Raw genomic sequence first — 17396 nt, forward strand, 5'->3', positions numbered from 1 at the left:
TTCATCAGGCTCCGTCATGTCCCAGATCCAGGCTCCACCCCCGCCCATGCAAGGCGGCCAGCTTGTACTGGCCACCATCGCGGTGGCACTTGCCACGTTCATGAACGTGCTCGACACCTCGATTGCGAACGTTGCGATTCCCACGATATCCGGCAACCTGGGCGTATCGGTCGATCAGGGCACGTGGGTGATCACCGTGTTCGCGGCGGCCAACGCCGTGTCGATTCCCTTGACCGGCTGGCTGACGCAACGATTTGGAGACATCCGCCTGTTCGTGGGGTCGATCCTGCTGTTCACGCTGGCGTCGTGGCTCTGCGGCATCGCGCCCACGTTGCCCATCCTGCTTGTGGCGCGGGTGCTGCAAGGCGCAGTGGCCGGACCGCTGATTCCGATGTCGCAAGCCATCCTGCTGGGCTCGTATCCGAAGCAGAAGTCCGCCACGGCACTGGCCCTGTGGGGCATGACGGCAACGGTCGGCCCCATTGCGGGTCCGCTGCTTGGCGGCTGGATCACGGATAGCTATAGCTGGTCGTGGATCTTCTACATCAACATTCCCGTCGGCATCTTTGCCGCCTCTGTGACGTGGATGCTGTATCGCAAGCGGCAGGGTCCGACACGCAAGACGCCCATCGACGTCGTGGGCCTGGGCCTGCTTGTCGCCTGGGTGGGCTCGCTGCAAGTCATGCTCGACAAGGGCAAGGACCTCGACTGGTTCAACTCTCCCGTCATCGTGGTGCTGGGGATCGTCGCCGTCATCAGCTTCCTGCTCTTCCTGATATGGGAATTGACCGATGCCAACCCCATCGTCGATCTTCGGCTGTTCACCCAGCGCAATTTCCTGGGCGGTACGGTGGCGATTTCCATTGCCTACGCCGTGTTCTTCGGCAACCTCGTACTGTTGCCGCAATGGATGCAAGAGTACCTGGGCTATCGCTCTGTCGACGCCGGCCTGGTCACCGCGCCGCTAGGGATCTTTGCGCTGCTGGTCTCGCCGATCGTGGGACGGGTGCTGACGCCGAGCAACGCGCGTACCGTGGCGACGCTGTCTTTCATCGGCTTTGCGGGCGTGTTCTACATGCGGACGCACTACGTGACGCAGATCGATACGTGGCACCTGGTGCTGCCGACGCTGCTGCAGGGCATTCCGATGGCGCTGTTCTTCGTGCCGCTCACATCGATCATCCTGTCGGGCCAGCGTCCCGAAAAAATCGCCGACGCAGCGGGACTTTCCAACTTCGCGCGCGTGTTCTGCGGGGCAGTGGGCACCTCCATCGCCGGCAATGCGTGGAACGACCGCACGGTTCTGCATCACGTGCGGCTCACCGAACAGGCGAGTATCGGCAATCCGATCTTCACCCATCAGATCGATGCGGTGCGGTCGCTGCTACACCTGAATCCCGCGTCGGCCCACGCGCTGTTCGATGCCACCGTGACATCGCAGGCCGCGATGATGGGCCTCAACGACATCTTCTACATATCGGCCGTGCTCTATCTCGTCATGATCCCGCTGATCTGGATCACCCGTCCCGTCAAGGGCGACGGCAAGGGGCCGGCGGTCGTGGCGCACTGAGGGTTAAGCCACTAAGCCAGCGGCGCGACGGTCGCGCCCTGGATGCCGTGGTCGCGCAGGGCATCCGTGACACGTCCCGACCCCTTCATGTCTTCCACGAATTGCGCCAGGAAGGCGGCCGCCTTGTCGCCGCGCGTTTTTTGCACGCCCATGGCTTGCTGGATAACCATGAAGCGTTCGCCAAGCAGTCGCAGACCGGTCATGCCTGCGATGTCGGCTTCAAGCTGTTGCTTCACACCAGCGGCCACGTCGTACTGGCTCGCAAGAAACGTCTTCACCACCGTCTGCGAGGACGGCGCATGGACGATGTCCGCGTGCTTCAGTTCGCGCGTCAGGAACAGGTCGTAGGCGCTGCCCTTGCCGACCACCACGCGCGTGCCTGCGCGGTCCACATCGGCATTGCTTTGTACCGGCGAGTCCTGGCGAACAAGGTAGTAGCCTTCGATCAGCACGTATGGCGCGGTGAATGCGATGCTCGCGCCGCGCTTGGGATCGATGGCGAAAAAGCCGACGTCAGCGTCTTCGGCCGCGACGATCTCCACCGACTTGCCTGCGGTCTCCACAACCACCAGTTCGAGCGGTACGCCGAGCCGCGCGGCAAGCGCCGTGGCCAGATCCACGGATACGCCCCCAGCAGATCCATCCGGCGTGCGGTGGGCGAGGATGGGGTTGCCAAGGTTGATGGAGGCGCGGAGCTTGCCCGTGGGCGCGAAGGCCTGGACGATGTCTTGGTCGATGGTCATGGTCGGTGGCGGTTCAATCGGGTTTTTCGGATATTCCGACGCTCAGGATAGCCTGACCGGCCGAAGGAAAGGAAATGGGATGCCGGCCAGCGGCCTGAACAAAAAAGCCACGTCGCGAAGGACGTGGCTTTTTCATCTACACGGGGATCGACAGAAGCCGTAGGCTTACCAGCGATAACGCACCCCCAGCTTCGCGCCAATCGCATTGCTGTCGCCGAAGTCCTGCAGGCTGGTGCGAGCCAGCAGTTCGCCGTAGACGCTGTAGCGGTCGTCGTTCCAGTTCAGCGATGCACCAACGCCCAGGCCAGCCCACAGTGCCTGTTCCTTGCTGACCACGCTGATATCCGCCACGCGTGCCGAGGTACCGTGCAGGAAGTCGTAGTACAGGTTGGTGATGCCGTACACATGCGAGCGGCTGGTCTTGCCGTTGGCGGCGGTCCACTTGGTTTCGTGATCCAGCGAAACGCCCAGGCGCGAGACCAGGCTGTTGCCGTTGTCGCGCGAGACGTTGGCACCGTACTGGTCGGTGAACGCATCGAAGCGCACCTGCGACCAGGCGAGTTGCGCCTGCGGCGTGATGGACCAGTTGCCGCCCAGTGCCAGTTGATGGCCGGCTTCCACGCTGGTAGCCACGCCGCTGCCGCGATTGCCGTTGGCAAGCTTGGCCGAGAGCGTCGACGAGCGGATATCGGTGTCGTACCACGTCAGCGTGGCGCGGGCATCCACGTACGAGCCATTGTTGCCGTACCAAGTGGCCGTACCGCCAAAGCCGTAGCCGGTGGCATCGATCGCACCGTTGCCGAACATCGACGAGACATTGGAGTTGGCAATGCCGTAGTGGAACGTCGGGCCTACCACCAGCGTGCCGGACTGGTTCTGGATGACGGGTGCATCCACACCGCCTTCGAACTTCCACATGCGCACGTTATAGCTTGCGCTCGTCGTGCTGGTGGACGGATCGATATGGGTGTTCGAACCTTCCACACGCGCCCAGGCACCGCGACCGATGATCGGCTTGCCGGCGTCCTGCTCGGCTTGCACCGACGCATTGGGCGACCACGAACGATTGCCCACGCGCTGTTGCAGCGTGCCCAGTTCGTTGAAACGTTGCAGCACGCTCGAATAGGCTTCATACAGCGGCACGGTCGGTGCCAGCAGCGGAGCGGCTGAGGTCGAAGCCGAGCTGCCGGAAACCGTCGTATCGGCCAGCGTCGAGCGCAAGTACCAGTCGCCATCGGCCGGCGTGGACACGCCATTCTTGTAGAGGCGGTACGCGTACGCACCGGCCACCACGGCTTGCTGGCCCTGGAACGTGTAGTCGCCCGCCAGCGTGAAGGCGCCATTCGATGCGCCTTGCACGTCGATGACCTTGATGCCATCGCTAGTTGTTGCGCCTGATCCGCCAACGTTGACCGCGCGGATCTGGCTGGTGCCCGAAGTGTCGCCCGTCACCACCAATCGTCCGGTCGCCGAGGTATCGCCACCGAACACGGTATTGACGCGCACCGTACCGCCATTGCCGATGTAGTTACCAGCGATGGTCAGTACGCCCGAGCCGCCGCCCGGCGTGACCGTGCCAGTGTTGGTGACATCGCCGAAGATCGTGCCGGTGCCTGACAACGTACCGGCTGCGTTCACGGTGACCGGACTCGTGATCGACCCATCGATGGCGAGCGTGCCGAGGTTGATCGTGGTCGGACCCGTGTACGTGCTGGCGGCGGTCAGCACCGTGGTACCCGTGCCGTTCTGCGCCAGACCGCCCGCACCCGAAACGATGCCGCCATAGGTGTAGGCGTCGGACCGGTTGAAGGCGAGGGTGGCGCCGGTGTTGACCACCACATTGCCGGCAAGACTGCCGCTGGTACCGCCATTGCCGATCTGCAGCGTGCCTTGATCGACCGTCCACGGTGCGGCGACCGTACCGGTGCCGATCAGCGCCCAGGTGCTGGCGCCAGTCTTCGTGAAGTTGTCGAAGTAACGGTATTGCGCGGTGTCGCCGATGGTGGAGACATCGAACACGCTGTTGGTGTCGCCGCCGAGGCGGAGCGTGTCGTTGGTGCCGAGCGCGCTGGCTACGACGTTGCCGACGATGTTGGAACCGGCTTGCAGTTCGAGCGTGGCGCTGGCGTTGGCCACAGTGCCGAACTGAATCGCGTTGGCGGCGCCGTCACCTGCTCGCACCGTTCCCGAGTTGACCATTGTGATGTTGGTGTTGGTCGCCGTCGATATCGCAGCGGCGCCTCGGCCGCCCTCGATGACCCCGGAGTTCTCGAGGGAGAACAGGGCGGTGCCGTTGCCGATCCGCACGCCGATCCCGCCACCGGTTCCTCCGCTCAAGTCGCTACCGCCGCGGATCGTGCCCTGGTTGACGAGACGGCCTGACGTAAGCGCCGCCGTAAAATTGACGCCAACGCCCCCCGTGCCGCCATTGACGTCACCACCGGAAATCGTGCCGGATGCACTGTTGATGACAGCGGTACCGTTGGCAGCGCTGATGCCTGCACCCCCTGTGCCTGCCGTGGCCCCGCCTCCTTTGATCGCGCCATTGTTGGTGAGCGACGCGCTACCCGCCAACACAAAACCCGTGCCACCAGCACCGCCGCTGTCTGTATCGGTCCCACCAGTGATCGAGCCGTTGTTGATAGAAGATCCGCCGCTGACGGCCTGACCACCGCCCGGCGAGGCGCCGGTTGCGCCAACATAGATGCCGTTGAATGTCCGGTCTCCGGTGAACCCACCGGCACCCGAAGCCCGGGTCAGCGTATAGCCTTGCGTATCGACGGTGACCCGCTTGCCGGCCGCCGGTAATGTAGTGGCGATAGTCAGCGTGAAACTGTTGGCTAGACGGATCGTCGCACTGGCGTCACCGTCAGAGTTTGCCGCCGACAGTGCGGCGCGAAGCTCGGTTTCATTGCTGACCAGATACTCGGCCGCCGACGCCCCCACCGGAAACATCAACGCCACCGCCAGAGTAATAGAGGACGCTTGCGGCGCGCGCACGGCTACCTGCCGCATTCCACGACAAAAATTGGACTTCATTGAACTACCCCGTTTCTTTGTATTGTTTTAGCTACAAAGCGTAGCCGGGGGCGATCTTAGATCACGTGATGACGCGTATGTAAGTACTACAAACAGCAGGGTTATGTGCTGTCGCGAACGTGCGACGGTGATTGAAGGAAGTGTTGCAATGGGTTGCCACCATGATCCAAATGGTCTAGAGCGCACGCTCTAAACGTGATTCCGCTTGGCGGAATCGCATCATGGTGGCGGGGAGGGTGGGGGTGGGTGGGGTGAGACGAACGACCTTCAGGCAGTCAGCATCCGCACCTTGACCTTGCGGCCCTTGACCTTGCCTTCGTTCAGGCGCTTCATCGCCTCGCGGCCAATGGTGCGATCCACGGCGATATAGGTCGACATCTCCATCACGTTGATCTTGCCGATCTGTTCCTTGGTGTAGCCTGCCTCGCCGGTCAGTGCGCCGAGGATGTCGCCGGGGCGGATTTTTTCCTTGCGCCCGCCCAGCATCTGCAGCGTGACCATCGGGGGCAGCAGGCGTCCGCCGTTCGAAGGCGTCAGTTCGCTGAGCGGATGCCACTTGAACGTGGTGCCCGTATGTTGCTCGATGTTGCCCACGCGGCCCATCTCGTCGAGGCTGGCGAGACTGAAGGCCCAGCCTGCTTCGCCAGCACGTCCGGTGCGGCCGATGCGGTGAACGTGCACCTCGGGGTCGGGCGTGACATCCACGTTGATCACGGCTTCCAGTTGCGCGATGTCGAGTCCGCGCGCGGCCACGTCGGTCGCCACCAGCACCGAGCAGCTCCGGTTGGCAAACTGCACCAGCACCTGATCGCGGTCGCGCTGTTCCAGATCGCCATGCAGCGCCAGTGCGGCATAGCCTTGCGCGTGCAGCAGTTCGGCCAGGTCGTTGCAACGCGCCTTGGTATTGCAGAAGGCGAGGGTGGTGGCCGGGCGGTAATGGTCGAGCAACAGGCCCACGGCGTTGAGGCGCTCGCCGTTCTGTACCTCGTAGAAGCGCTGGGTAATCGTGCCTGCGTCGTGCGCCTCGGCAACCTTCACCGTCTTGGGCTGGCGCAGGAAGCGGTGGGCGAGCTTGTCGATGGCAGCCGGATACGTGGCCGAGAACAGCAGTGTCTGCCGTTCCTTCGGTGCGTGGCTGGCGATGAACGAGATGTCGTCATGAAAGCCCATGTCGAGCATGCGATCGGCTTCGTCGAGTACCAGCGTGCTGATCGTGTCGAGGTTCAGGCTGCCGCGATCCAGGTGATCGATGATGCGGCCCGGCGTGCCCACGATCACGTGCGCGCCATGCTCCAGGCTCTCGGCTTGTGGCCGGATCGGCGAGCCGCCGCTGAGCGTCAGCACCTTGACGTTGTCTTCCGCGCGGGCGAGGCGACGGATTTCCTGCGTGACCTGATCGGCCAGTTCGCGGGTCGGGCAAAGCACCATGGCCTGCACATCGAAGCGGCGCGGATCGAGGCGGTGCAGCAGGGCCAGCGCAAACGCGGCGGTCTTGCCGCTGCCGGTGCGGGCCTGTGCGATCAGGTCCTGACCCGCCAGCGCCAGCGGCAGGCTGGCCGCCTGGATGGGCGTCATGGCTTCGTAGCCGAGTTGGGCCAGGGTTGCCTGCATCGCTGCGGAGAGAGGCAGCGTGGCGAAAGAGGTGGCGGAGGTGGGGGTGGTAGAAGTCATGCCGGATTATAGAGGCAAGGCCGGACGCTGACCTTCCATCTGCACCGGAGGAGGGCCGATGCGCTTCAAACGTCGTATTTTCCCTCCGGCGTGACGCCGACAGGCCACAACTATGTGTCCTGCCGCACCAAAACTCACATCTCGAAACGAACTTGCATTTTGCTGCGTTGCAAGAGTCTGATTAACTCCCTAGACGTTCGCGGTCCTGCGAGCGGATAACAAGGGCGTCGGTTTATCGACGGCCATGAGGCAAATTTGCCTTGTCGAGGGGGAGATGTACATGGAACAGCTGCACACGCCCGCCCATCAATGTCTGCCTTCGCTGACATCCGAACGACCCCCGGACGTGATGGACGACGCGGATCGAGGTCGGACTTCGGCATCGGCCAGCCACTCCTCCGAGGCTACGCGGACTTACCTGGATCGCTTGCAGCCCTACCTGAAACCCGAGGCCGGCGTGGTAGCCGGCAATTTCCCCGAAGCGCCTATCCGCTTCACGCGCGGCATGCTGGCCAACGCCCACTATTTCAGCCATCCGAAGTGGATGGACAACTGGCTGGCCGAGGTGCACCGGTATCCGGAGTTGCGCGACCGCTGGCTATCCGTGCTGGGATCGCTCGACGGCAAGGTCGTGGTCGATGTGGGCTGCGGACCCGGCAATGTCCTTGCGACACTGGGCGGGCATCCACGTATCGCCATCGGCGTCGACATTGCGGAAGGCAGCCTGTTGCGTGCGGCGTCGGTGGGCTATGTGCCGTTGCTCGCGGACGCCCATGACATGCCGCTGGCCACCGGCATCGCGGACATCGTGGCCATCAACGGATCGTTGCATCACTGCGACGATATGGCCGCCGTCCTGCGCGAAGCCGCGCGGCTCGTGAAACCGGGGGGCCTCCTGATTACCGATCACGATCCACAGCACAGCGCGTGGAATTTCCGCGGCATCGCCATGGCGCTGTGGCGCTTGCGCGTGCCGGTCTATCGCTGGCTGAATCGGGGCGGCCACGCCTCCGCAGACAACGAACAGCAATGGGCACTGGCCACCGAACTTCACCATCGCCCCGGCGATGGCTTGACGGCGCGGCTCGCCCACAGCGTATTCGATCCCCTCGGATGGCAGGTCCGCGTCTTTCCGCATAACCATTTTGTCGGTGCGCAGACCCTGAGCGGCGAGATTGGTCATGCTCCCCTGAAAATCCGCGTCGCCCAGCGCCTGTCCGGCATCGAGCCCGGAACCCCGCAAGCGGCGATGAGTCTGTTCTGCGTGGCGCAGGCGCCAGCGTTCGCGGGGTGAACCAGGGCAGGGCGGCAGGGCGCCGAGCCCGGCCGTCCCCGATGAAAATCACCATCATCACCATACTTTCGTATGGATACATGACTACGAACATATCGCTCATGCCATGGGTCCTCTCCTCAGGCGCAGAGCGATTAGATATTCGTATAGTCCCGCCTATTCCTCGGTCTGATGGCTAGGGCGGTGAAACCATGGTGTCATGCCGCAGTGGGCCAACGTCCCGTCTTCGGAGACAACGCTGCGTCTCTGACGCGACGCCTGTGGATATTCGCTACTGCCGGAGCCTATTGTCCGGCCCTTACTTGAAGAGAAGAGGATGATGCTGAAAAAGACCGTATCGACGCTGACCGTTGTCGCGCTCACCGCCCTTGGCGCCGTGCAACTGGCCCACGCGCAAAACACCTACAAGAAGGTGGACCCGTACACCGACGGTGCCAAGACCGGCAAGCCCGATCCGTATCTGGACGGTGCCAAGTCCGACAACAAGTTCGACCCGTACTCGGGCGGCGCGAAGAAGTCCACCCGCACCGACCTGGCTCCCCGCAAGGTCGATCCGTACACCGACGGCGCCAAGACTGGCAAGCCCGATCCGTACCTGGACGGCGCCAAGTCCGGCAAGGCCGATCCGTACACGGACGGCGCGAAGAAGTAATTCTTCGTCGGGTTCAAGGAAGACCTGAGCGGCGTCGCAGATTGCGACGCCGCTTTTGTTTTGACGGGGGGTTCTTGCGTCCGCTGTGTTACTCCCCTCTCCCGCTGCGCGGGAGAGGGGAGCCCATAGCCACTGGCGTCGGCTTCAGCAGACCACAAAAAACTACGGCTGAAAGCGTTCGACAGACGGCACTTCACCGCTGCCGCTGTAGCCACTGATCATCAGCACGCTGCCGTCGACAAGCAACACGGCCTGGCCCGCACCGCGGCCGTCAGACATCGGCGTGCCGGCAGTCCACGTATTGGTGTCGGGGTTGTAGATCTCGGTCGACGTCGCGCGGACACCGCCCGATGTGGCGCCGCCCGCAACCAGCACGCGTCCGTCAGCGAGCGTCGTGACTGTCGGTATGGTGCGCCGCTCCTGCATCGTGCTGGCGGTCCAGGTGGATGTGGACGGGGTGTAGCGCTGGGCGCTGGTCGAGCCGTCGGCCATGACGAGAAACGAGCCATCGGCCAGCCGAGCGGATAGGGTCACGTTGCCCAGGATGGGAAACGCCTCGGGCGTCGTGCCGCTATCGTCAATGGCGATACGCTCGGCGGTATTGACAAAGCCGCTCCCGTTCACGCCCCCCATGAGCAATACGTTGCCACCGGGGAGCAGGCCCGCAGCATGCTGCGCACGAGGAACTGCCGATGTCGTGGTCATCCGTGTCCACGCATTGGCAACGGGATCGAAAAGCTCGATGCTGTTCCGGAAGACGGTGCCGCCGTTCCCGTCATAGCCACCTGCAATCAGAACCTTGCCGTTTTGCAGCAGCGTGGCAGTGTGGTTCTCGCGTGTCTCGCTCATGTTGCCGGCGGGCGTCCAGATGCCTGTGGCCGGATCGTACAATTCGGCGCTGTTCACAGCGATAGAAAAGACGGCCTCGCCGCCCACGACAAGCACGCGGCCATCGGGCAACAGCGTGGCAGTGTGCCCGCTGCGCGCGGACTGCATTGCGCCAGTGAGTATCCACGTATTGATTGCCGGATCGTAGATCTCGGCCCTCGCCGTACTGCCACCGCCTTGGAACCCGCCGGCTACAAGCACGCGTCCGTCGTTCAGGCGGGTGGCCGTGAAGTAATGCGCAGGCACGAGCAGCGGCGCTGCAGTGCTCCACGTCCCCCGCGAGGTGACCGTGATCCGCACCTGCGCCTGTACGCTGCCTGCCGCGTTGCTGCCGGTAATGGTGTAGACGCCCATCGACTGCACGGCAGAAGGCGTGCCACTGATGACGCCCGTCGCGGTGTTGAGGCTCAGCCCGGCAGGGAGCGATGGCGATACGCTGAACGTGCCGATGGGCCCGCCGGTGGCCACTGGGGCATTCGGCGTAATCGGTTCGGTCGTGACATAGAGGGCGGACGTCGTGGTGAACGTCAGGCTCGCGGGTGCAACCAGGGCGGCCTGCACCGTAATCTGCAGCGTGGCGGTGGTGCTTCCGGCCGCATTGCTTCCCGTGACAACGTAGGCGGCAGCGGGCGTGATAGCGGTAGGCGTGCCGGTGATGGCCCCGGTCTGCGCGTCGAGCGAGAGGCCGGCCGGCAGTGCCGGGGTGACACTGTAGGTGGTGATCGGGCCGCCGCTACTCGTTGCAGTATTGGCGGTGATGGCCGCGCCGGTGGAGTAGGTGACCGTGGCTTCGCGATAGGTCAGCGCGGCCGGCGCGGACGCCACGCCGCGCACTTCGATCTGCACGCGTGCGGTGGCGGTGCCGCCGGCGTTCTGCGCCGCGACCGTATAGATGGCAGAGAGGCTCGCCGCAGTCGGTGTGCCGCTGATAACGCCCGTGGCAGCATCGATCGAAAGGCCAGCGGGTAGTGCGGGCGTGATCGTATAGCGCTCGACGGCGCCACCGCTCGCCGTGGGACGATTTTCCACAATCGCCGTGCCGACCTGATAGGAGGCAGACGTCATGCTGTAGGTCAGGCCGGCGGGAGGGGGCGGCGCCGCGTCGTCATCGCCGCAACCCGTGAGAAAGCACGCGAACATCAACGAGAGCAGCAGGGCGAACAGACGCTCGCGGCAGGCGGTGGGAAATGAGGCGAAGTGGCAAGACATGGACCGTACCCGGATTTATCAATGTGTACCGCCCCGTCGCGATCTGCGAGGGCGGTCGTCCGTAATGCTGGGACTTGCGCGCGATTGTAGCGATGTGCGCGAACCGCCGCGTCCCTATTTCGAGCGACGGTACAAAGGGGCTAACGACGTATCAGGGAAAACGCTGAGTTTGCATACGAATGCAAGAAAGTTAGTCTGCATACGTATGCAAACCCCACAACGGAAATCCTCATGATTCGTTACCTCAAGCGTGGCCGCGACGTGCAAGCGCGTGCCGAAGACGACACCGCCGTGCGCAATACGGTCGAAGGCATCATTCGCGATATCGAGTCGCGTGGCGATGCTGCCGTGCGCGAGTACAGCAAGAAGTTCGACAACTGGGAGCCACAGGACTTCCGGCTGTCGCAGGCCGCCATCGAGCGCGCGATGAAGAGCCTGTCGGCGCGCGAGCTGGAAGACATCCGCTTTGCACAGGCCCAGGTCCGCAACTTCGCCCAGATCCAGCGCGATTCCATGCTCGACGTCGAGGTAGAGACGCGTCCGGGCGTGTTCCTGGGTCATCGCCACGTACCGATCAACGCCGTGGGCTGCTACATCCCCGGCGGCAAGTATCCGCTGCTGGCGTCGGCGCACATGAGCGTGCTGACGGCCAAGGTGGCGGGCGTCAAGCGCGTGGTGGCCACGGCGCCGCCGTTCCATGGCGAACCGCACCCGGCCATCGTCGCGGCCATGCACATGGCGGGCGCCGATGAAATCCTGGTGCTCGGCGGCGTGCAGGCCGTGGTGGCCATGGCCGTAGGTACGCCGTCCATCGCGCCGGTGGACATGCTGGTGGGGCCGGGCAATATGTTTGTGGCGGAAGCCAAGCGGCAACTGTTCGGCCGCGTCGGCATCGACCTGTTTGCAGGCCCGACCGAAACCCTGGTGATCGCCGACGATTCGGTCGATGGCGAAATCTGCGCGGTGGACCTGCTGGGCCAGGCCGAGCATGGCCTGACCTCGCCAGCGGTGCTCCTCACCGACAGCGAAGCACTGGCGCATGCCACGATGGCCGAGGTGGAACGCCAGCTCAAGATCCTGCCGACCGCAGGCATCGCGGCCAAGGCGTGGGCGGATTTTGGCGAAGTCATCGTGTGCGACTCGCGCGAGGAAATGCTGCAGAAGGCTGACGAGATTGCCTCCGAGCACGTGCAGGTCATGACGCGCGATCCGGACTGGTTCCTCAACAACATGAGCAACTACGGTGCGCTATTCCTGGGCCCGCGTACCAACGTGGCCTTTGGCGACAAGGTCATCGGCACCAACCACACGTTGCCGACCAACAAGGCGGCGCGCTATACGGGCGGACTCTGGGTAGGCAAGTTCCTGAAGACCTGCACCTTCCAGCGCGTCACGACCGATGCGGCCAGCGCGGAGATCGGCGAGTACTGCTCGCGTCTCTGCCATATGGAAAACTTCGCCGGTCACGGTGAACAGGCCAATATCCGCGTGCGCCGCTACGGCAATCGTCCGGAAGTGCCCTGGTACGAGCCGGTTCCGGCACTGGAGGCGTAATCGTGACGTCCGCACTGCCAACCTTCGGCGGGTTCCGCCTCGACGGCAAGCGGGCGCTCGTCACCGGCGGCGGACGGGGCCTCGGCCTCGCCGCCGGGGTGGCGCTGGCCCAGGCGGGTGCGGCGGTCACGCTTGCCGCGCGTTCGGGCGACGAGCTGGAGGCAGCCTGCGCGGCCATCCGCGCGCAGGGCGGCCATGCCGACGCCATGGTGCTCGACGTCACTGACTCGCGCGCCGTGGCGCGGGAAATCGCCAACCGTCCGCCGTACCAGATCCTCGTCAATAACGCGGGCATGAATCGTCCCCGCCTGCTCACCGAGACGCCGGACGAGGACATTGATGCGGTCTTCGCGCTGAATGTGAAGGCCACGTTCTACGTCTGCCGCGAGGTAGCGCGCAGCCTGCAGGCGGCGGGCCTGCCGGGCTCCATCATCAATGTCTCGTCGCAGATGGGGCATGTGGGCAGTCCGCGCCGCACGCTCTATTGCGCGAGCAAGCATGCGATGGAGGGCATGACCAAGGCACTGGCCTGGGAACTGGGCCCGGCGGGTATCCGCGTCAATACGTTGTGCCCGACGTTCATCGAGACCACGCTGACCGCGCCGATGTTCGAGGACCGGACGTTCCGCAACTTCGTGCTGGAGAAGATCGCGCTCGGACGCTTGGGGCGCATCGACGAAGTGATGGGGCCGGTGGTGTTCCTCGCCAGCGACGCATCTAGCCTGATGACCGGGAGCGCGCTGATGCTCGACGGCGGGTGGACCGCGGCATGAAGAAAGTCACGGCCCATGACGTAGCCCGGCTTGCGGAGGTTTCGCAGTCAGCGGTCAGCCGCACCTTCACGCCGGGCGCGAGCGTGGCGCCGGACACGCGCGAGCGCATCGAGAAAGCCGCGCGCAAGCTCGGGTATCGCCCCAACGCCATCGCACGCAGCCTGATCACCCGGCGCAGCCGCATCATCGGCCTGGTGATGAGCTATCTGGAGAACCAGTTCTATCCGGTGGTCATCGAGCGGCTCTGCCAGGCGCTGCAGCAGGACGGCTATCACGTGCTGCTCTTTATCAGCCAGACCGAAGATGCCGACGAGGTGCTGACGGACATCCTGCAGTACCAGGTCGATGGCATCGTCATGGCCTCGACCTCGCTCTCGTCGGCGCTTGCCAGCGACTGCCAGAACGCCGGCATCCCCGTGGTGCTGTTCAACCGGGTGGCGCAGATGGGTGCGATGGGCGCATACGCCACCAGTTCGGTGACATCGCAGAACCGGGATGGCGGCCGCATGGTGGGAGAACTGTTGCTGCGCACTGGGCATCGGCGCATTGCCTGGCTGGCCGGCGCGGAGAATGCGTCCACCAGCCGGGATCGCGAAGCGGGATTGCGCGATGCGCTGGAAGCGGCCGGAATGCCGCTACACGCGCGCGCCGTGGGCCACTATGACTTTGCCGAAGCGCGCCGCGCCGTGCTGGCGATGTTCAAAGACCCGGCCAATCGCCCCGACGCCTTGTTCTCCGCCAACGACCACATGGCCATCGCGGCGCTTGAGACGCTGCGCACCGAACTCGGGCTGGAGGTGCCGCGCGACGTATCGGTGGTGGGGTTCGACAACGTACCCCAGGCCGCTTGGCCGTCGTTCCATCTCACGACCGTCCAGCAGAACATCGACGAAATGGTGGATGCCACGCGCAACCTGCTATTCGACCAGATGGGCGGGCAGATCATGGCCCGTAGCGTGGACGTGCCCTGCGTGCTGGTGGAACGAGGCACGGTCGGCGTGCGGGACGGTCAGGCTGGACGGAAGCCAACCAAGTCCCGCAAGACGCCTTGATGCATTGTCGTGGTCACGCACTGCGCCACGTCCGGTCCAGCACCATCCGGTACGAGAACCGCTCGGCTGGATGGATCGACCAGGCCATCTCGATGAGGTTACCGCTCGCGTCGCGATACTGGCGGTTGATCCACAGGCCGGCCGCACCGGGCGGCATGTCGAGCAGTTCGGCAATCTCGGCGGGCAGTGCCGCGGCGTGGATCACCTGCTCGATGCGGGAAACCGATACCTGGAACTGCTTCTCGATCAGATGAAAGACCGAGGCCTCGATGTCCTGCTCGGCGCCGCGCACGCCGCGGTAGTCCGGATGGACCCACACCTCGTTGTAGCAGATGGGCGTATCGGCATCGTCGCCGGTGCGCACCCCCCGGATCACGAGCCATAGCTGCCCGTGGTACGGCTGCAGCGCGGGGTCGGCATCGTCGCCCACTTCACGTAGGTCGCGCGACAACACCCGCATGCGCGTGGTGGCGGCGTACTGGAGCAGGTCGCCCACCTGGCCCACGGCCAGTTCATAGCCCTGCTTGGCACGCGCCGCCGTGACCACCGTGCCGATGCGCGGCGTGCGCTTGATCAGTTCGAGCCGGACCAGACGCTCGATGGCCGCGCGCACCGTATGGCGGCTTGCTCCGAACTGCTTGCACAACTCCATTTCGGTCGGGAGCTTGCTGCCTACCGGATATTTTCCCGATTCGATTTCCGCGCGCAGGCTCCGCGCGAGCGCGAGATAGCGCGGGCTGGCGTCGGTGCGCTCGTGCGGGACCGCGTCGGCAAAGTCATCGGGGAGGGGGCGGCCTTGTTCCATGAATCGCGTGGGCAGCGTCAGGTGAGGGATGGGAGTGGAGCATAGCCGGGACGCGTCATGGCGGGCAAGCGCTGTCATTGGCCGTGGCGACGGGCTTCGCACGGTCGCCCCAGAACAATAGTCCGGCCGCCAGCACCGGCACACCCGCCAGTGCCAGATAAGCCAGACTCAGGCTGTTTACGCGTTGCGCGAAATAGCCGAAGGCGGCCGGCCCAGATACCACGCCAAAGTACGTGCAGAACAGCGCGCCACCGGTGACCGACGCCACCCGCCCCGGCGGCGCCAGCCGCGCGACCTCGCCCAGATAGACGCCATTCCAGCCGATGGCCGTCGCGCCGAGCAGGGCGGCCACGAGGCAAAGCGGCGCCAGCGTCCACTGCGCCGTAAAGAGGCCGGTTGCCACGGTGGCCGCGCACATCAGCACGGCCAGCAGGATCAGCACGCCGCGCGGCGCGCCGGCCAGGTCCGCGAGACGGCCCCACGCGATGCGTCCGGCGATGCCTGCGCCCTGCGTAATCGCATAGATCAAGCCGGCTTGCGTCAGCCCGATGCCGATCTCGGTCGTCAGATACACCATCAGATAGCCGCTGACCGATAGCTGGCACGCCGAAAACAGCACCGAGACCGCTGCCATCGAACGCAGGCGGCTGTCGCCCAGCACATCGCGGAACATCTGGCGCAGGTTCGCCGCCACGACAAAACGGCCGGTCGCGGCATCGTCGTACATGGTGCGCAATGGCTGACTCAGGATGGCGATGGCAAGCGCCGCCGCAGCCAGCGCGCCAAAGGCGGCTTGCCACGAAAGGAAAGCGGCCAGCGGCGGCAGCAGCGCGCCGGCCAGCAGGCCACCGAGCGGCACGCCGGTCTGCTTGAGCGAGAAGACAAACCCCATGCGGCTGGCCGACGTGGTGCGCGCCAGGATCTGCGAACTGGCTGGCGTGATCGGGCCGTAGCCCAGCCCGCTGACGAGCGCGGCCACCGGCCGCAGTTCGGGCACGCCGGTGGCCAGCATGCAGAGCGCCGCCGCCTGGGCCAGCAATCCAAGCTGCGAGGCGCGCACCGGCCCCCACGCCTCGACGATGCCCGCGCCAGCGAGGCTGCCGGCCATGCCGCCCAGATAAACAAGCGACAGGAACAGGCCGACGCTGGGCAGCGCCACGCCCGGTATCACGGGCGCCAGCACCGCAAAGGCGAGCGTGGCCGCCGTGGCCAGCATCTGGATGGCCAGCGTGCTGGCCAAAGTCAGCGCCGGGCGACCGGGCGACGGCTGACCAATGCTCATGAAGCGTGACGCTTGTCGAAGTCCCACACGGATTCGAAATCCATCAGCGTGTTGAAGCGCGGGAAGTCATAGAGCTTGTCGCCGATGCCCAGCGACGTGCGGTTGGCCTGCAGGTGACCGTAGACATCCTCCAGCGCCTTACCCATCGCCAGGAAACCGACGGCCGGATAGATCGCGATGGCGAAGCCCATCTGTTCCAGCGTCTCGGCGGGGAGTACGGGCGTGCGGCCGGTCTCCACCACATTGACCAGCAGCGGCAGGTCGAAGGTGCGGCCGATGATTTCCAGCTCTTTCTCCGATTCGGGCGACTCGACGAAGAGGATGTCGGCGCCAGCCTTCGCATACGCTTCGGCGCGGCGCAGCGCTTCGTCGAGCCCCAGCGTCGTGCGGGCATCGGTACGGGCCAGGATCATGAAGTCGCGGCTTTCGCGCGCTTCCACGGCCACCTGGATCTTCTTGACCATGTCTTCCATCGGAATCACGCGCCGTCCCGGCGTATGGCCGCATTTTTTCGGGAATTCCTGGTCTTCGAGCTGGATCACGCTGGCACCGGCGCGCTCGTAGCCCCGCACGGTATGTGCGACGTTGAGCAGGCCACCATAGCCGGTATCGCCGTCGCAGATCATTGGCACGGTGGCGGCGGAGCAGAAGGCGCCCACGCGGTTGACCATGTCGGTGTAGGTGGCCAGGCCTGCATCGGGCAAGCCCAGGTACGACGCCACCGTGCCATAGCCGGTCATGTACAGGCAGTCGAATCCCATGCGCGTGGCAATGCGCACCGAGATCATGTCGAACACGCCGGGCGCGGCAATCAGGCGCTTGCGTGCCAGCAGTTCGCGCATCGACGGACGGGCGGTGCCCTGG

Annotated in this window: 13 protein-coding genes; 6 read left to right on the plus strand and 7 right to left on the minus strand. The window is 64.8% G+C overall.

Features of this window, described 5'->3' with window-relative positions:
• Positions 1-16 precede the first annotated feature (16 nt).
• A complete protein-coding gene (locus tag GA566_RS19535) occupies positions 17-1570 on the plus strand; it encodes a DHA2 family efflux MFS transporter permease subunit (protein WP_160473754.1) in 1554 nt (517 codons plus the stop codon).
• Between the two features lie 11 nt (positions 1571-1581).
• Here GA566_RS19535 and GA566_RS19540 read toward each other — a convergent pair whose 3' ends face one another.
• The 3 genes from GA566_RS19540 to dbpA all read right to left on the minus strand — a co-directional run bounded on the left by GA566_RS19540 (position 1582) and on the right by dbpA (position 7023).
• The gene (locus tag GA566_RS19540; RefSeq protein WP_160473755.1) at positions 1582-2313 is read right to left on the minus strand and encodes an ABC transporter substrate-binding protein; all 732 of its coding nucleotides are present in this window, start codon (positions 2311-2313) and stop codon (positions 1582-1584) included.
• A gap of 165 nt (positions 2314-2478) precedes the next feature.
• Positions 2479-5352, minus strand: a complete 2874-nt coding sequence (locus tag GA566_RS19545; protein WP_202126839.1) for an autotransporter outer membrane beta-barrel domain-containing protein — start codon at positions 5350-5352, stop codon at positions 2479-2481.
• A gap of 267 nt (positions 5353-5619) precedes the next feature.
• Positions 5620-7023, minus strand: coding sequence for an ATP-dependent RNA helicase DbpA (dbpA, locus tag GA566_RS19550; RefSeq protein ID WP_160473756.1), 1404 nt, complete (start codon positions 7021-7023; stop codon positions 5620-5622).
• A gap of 280 nt (positions 7024-7303) precedes the next feature.
• Here dbpA and GA566_RS19555 point away from each other — a divergent pair, with 280 nt between their 5' ends.
• Both GA566_RS19555 and GA566_RS19560 read left to right on the plus strand, forming a co-directional pair.
• On the plus strand, positions 7304-8317 hold the full coding sequence (locus GA566_RS19555) for a class I SAM-dependent methyltransferase (protein ID WP_237380500.1): 1014 nt from the start codon (positions 7304-7306) through the stop codon (positions 8315-8317).
• A 319-nt stretch (positions 8318-8636) separates the two neighbouring features.
• Positions 8637-8969, plus strand: coding sequence for a hypothetical protein (locus GA566_RS19560; RefSeq protein ID WP_137927239.1), 333 nt, complete (start codon positions 8637-8639; stop codon positions 8967-8969).
• 162 nt (positions 8970-9131) lie between these two features.
• Here GA566_RS19560 and GA566_RS19565 read toward each other — a convergent pair whose 3' ends face one another.
• Complete coding sequence (locus tag GA566_RS19565; RefSeq protein WP_160473757.1) at positions 9132-11066, minus strand: kelch repeat-containing protein; 1935 nt, start codon at positions 11064-11066, stop codon at positions 9132-9134.
• A 231-nt stretch (positions 11067-11297) separates the two neighbouring features.
• Here GA566_RS19565 and hisD point away from each other — a divergent pair, with 231 nt between their 5' ends.
• The 3 genes from hisD to GA566_RS19580 are packed head-to-tail and all read left to right on the plus strand — an operon-like array spanning position 11298 to position 14445.
• Positions 11298-12620, plus strand: coding sequence for a histidinol dehydrogenase (gene hisD / locus GA566_RS19570; RefSeq protein WP_137927230.1), 1323 nt, complete (start codon positions 11298-11300; stop codon positions 12618-12620).
• A 2-nt stretch (positions 12621-12622) separates the two neighbouring features.
• On the plus strand, positions 12623-13393 hold the full coding sequence (locus GA566_RS19575) for an SDR family NAD(P)-dependent oxidoreductase (RefSeq protein ID WP_249359612.1): 771 nt from the start codon (positions 12623-12625) through the stop codon (positions 13391-13393).
• Positions 13390-14445 (plus strand): LacI family DNA-binding transcriptional regulator, encoded by a 1056-nt coding sequence (locus GA566_RS19580; RefSeq protein ID WP_137927229.1) that lies wholly within the window; start codon positions 13390-13392, stop codon positions 14443-14445. The genes GA566_RS19575 and GA566_RS19580 overlap by 4 nt, the downstream gene beginning before the upstream one ends.
• A gap of 13 nt (positions 14446-14458) precedes the next feature.
• Here GA566_RS19580 and GA566_RS19585 read toward each other — a convergent pair whose 3' ends face one another.
• Genes GA566_RS19585 through GA566_RS19595 form a run of 3 tightly spaced genes read right to left on the minus strand, consistent with a single transcriptional unit; the run spans position 14459 to position 17374 of the window.
• Positions 14459-15250, minus strand: a complete 792-nt coding sequence (locus GA566_RS19585) for a GntR family transcriptional regulator (protein WP_160473758.1) — start codon at positions 15248-15250, stop codon at positions 14459-14461.
• 55 nt (positions 15251-15305) lie between these two features.
• Complete coding sequence (locus GA566_RS19590) at positions 15306-16532, minus strand: MFS transporter (RefSeq protein ID WP_160473759.1); 1227 nt, start codon at positions 16530-16532, stop codon at positions 15306-15308.
• Positions 16529-17374, minus strand: a complete 846-nt coding sequence (locus GA566_RS19595) for an oxaloacetate decarboxylase (protein WP_370459364.1) — start codon at positions 17372-17374, stop codon at positions 16529-16531. The genes GA566_RS19590 and GA566_RS19595 overlap by 4 nt, the downstream gene beginning before the upstream one ends.
• Between the last annotated feature and the right edge of the window lie 22 nt (positions 17375-17396).

Source organism: Cupriavidus sp. SW-Y-13 (genome assembly GCF_009793345.1).
Classification (GTDB): Bacteria; Pseudomonadota; Gammaproteobacteria; order Burkholderiales; family Burkholderiaceae; genus Cupriavidus.

Coding starts and splice junctions, on each gene's coding strand:
- GA566_RS19535 (WP_160473754.1), top strand. CDS start 17: ATGTCCCAGATCCAGGCTCCACCCCCGCCCATGCAAGGCGGCCAGCTT.
- GA566_RS19540 (WP_160473755.1), bottom strand. CDS start 2,313: ATGACCATCGACCAAGACATCGTCCAGGCCTTCGCGCCCACGGGCAAG.
- GA566_RS19545 (WP_202126839.1), bottom strand. CDS start 5,352: ATGAAGTCCAATTTTTGTCGTGGAATGCGGCAGGTAGCCGTGCGCGCG.
- dbpA (WP_160473756.1), bottom strand. CDS start 7,023: ATGACTTCTACCACCCCCACCTCCGCCACCTCTTTCGCCACGCTGCCT.
- GA566_RS19555 (WP_237380500.1), top strand. CDS start 7,304: ATGGAACAGCTGCACACGCCCGCCCATCAATGTCTGCCTTCGCTGACA.
- GA566_RS19560 (WP_137927239.1), top strand. CDS start 8,637: ATGCTGAAAAAGACCGTATCGACGCTGACCGTTGTCGCGCTCACCGCC.
- GA566_RS19565 (WP_160473757.1), bottom strand. CDS start 11,066: ATGTCTTGCCACTTCGCCTCATTTCCCACCGCCTGCCGCGAGCGTCTG.
- hisD (WP_137927230.1), top strand. CDS start 11,298: ATGATTCGTTACCTCAAGCGTGGCCGCGACGTGCAAGCGCGTGCCGAA.
- GA566_RS19580 (WP_137927229.1), top strand. CDS start 13,390: ATGAAGAAAGTCACGGCCCATGACGTAGCCCGGCTTGCGGAGGTTTCG.
- GA566_RS19585 (WP_160473758.1), bottom strand. CDS start 15,250: ATGGAACAAGGCCGCCCCCTCCCCGATGACTTTGCCGACGCGGTCCCG.
- GA566_RS19590 (WP_160473759.1), bottom strand. CDS start 16,532: ATGAGCATTGGTCAGCCGTCGCCCGGTCGCCCGGCGCTGACTTTGGCC.
- GA566_RS19595 (WP_370459364.1), bottom strand. CDS start 17,374: ATGCGCGAACTGCTGGCACGCAAGCGCCTGATTGCCGCGCCCGGCGTG.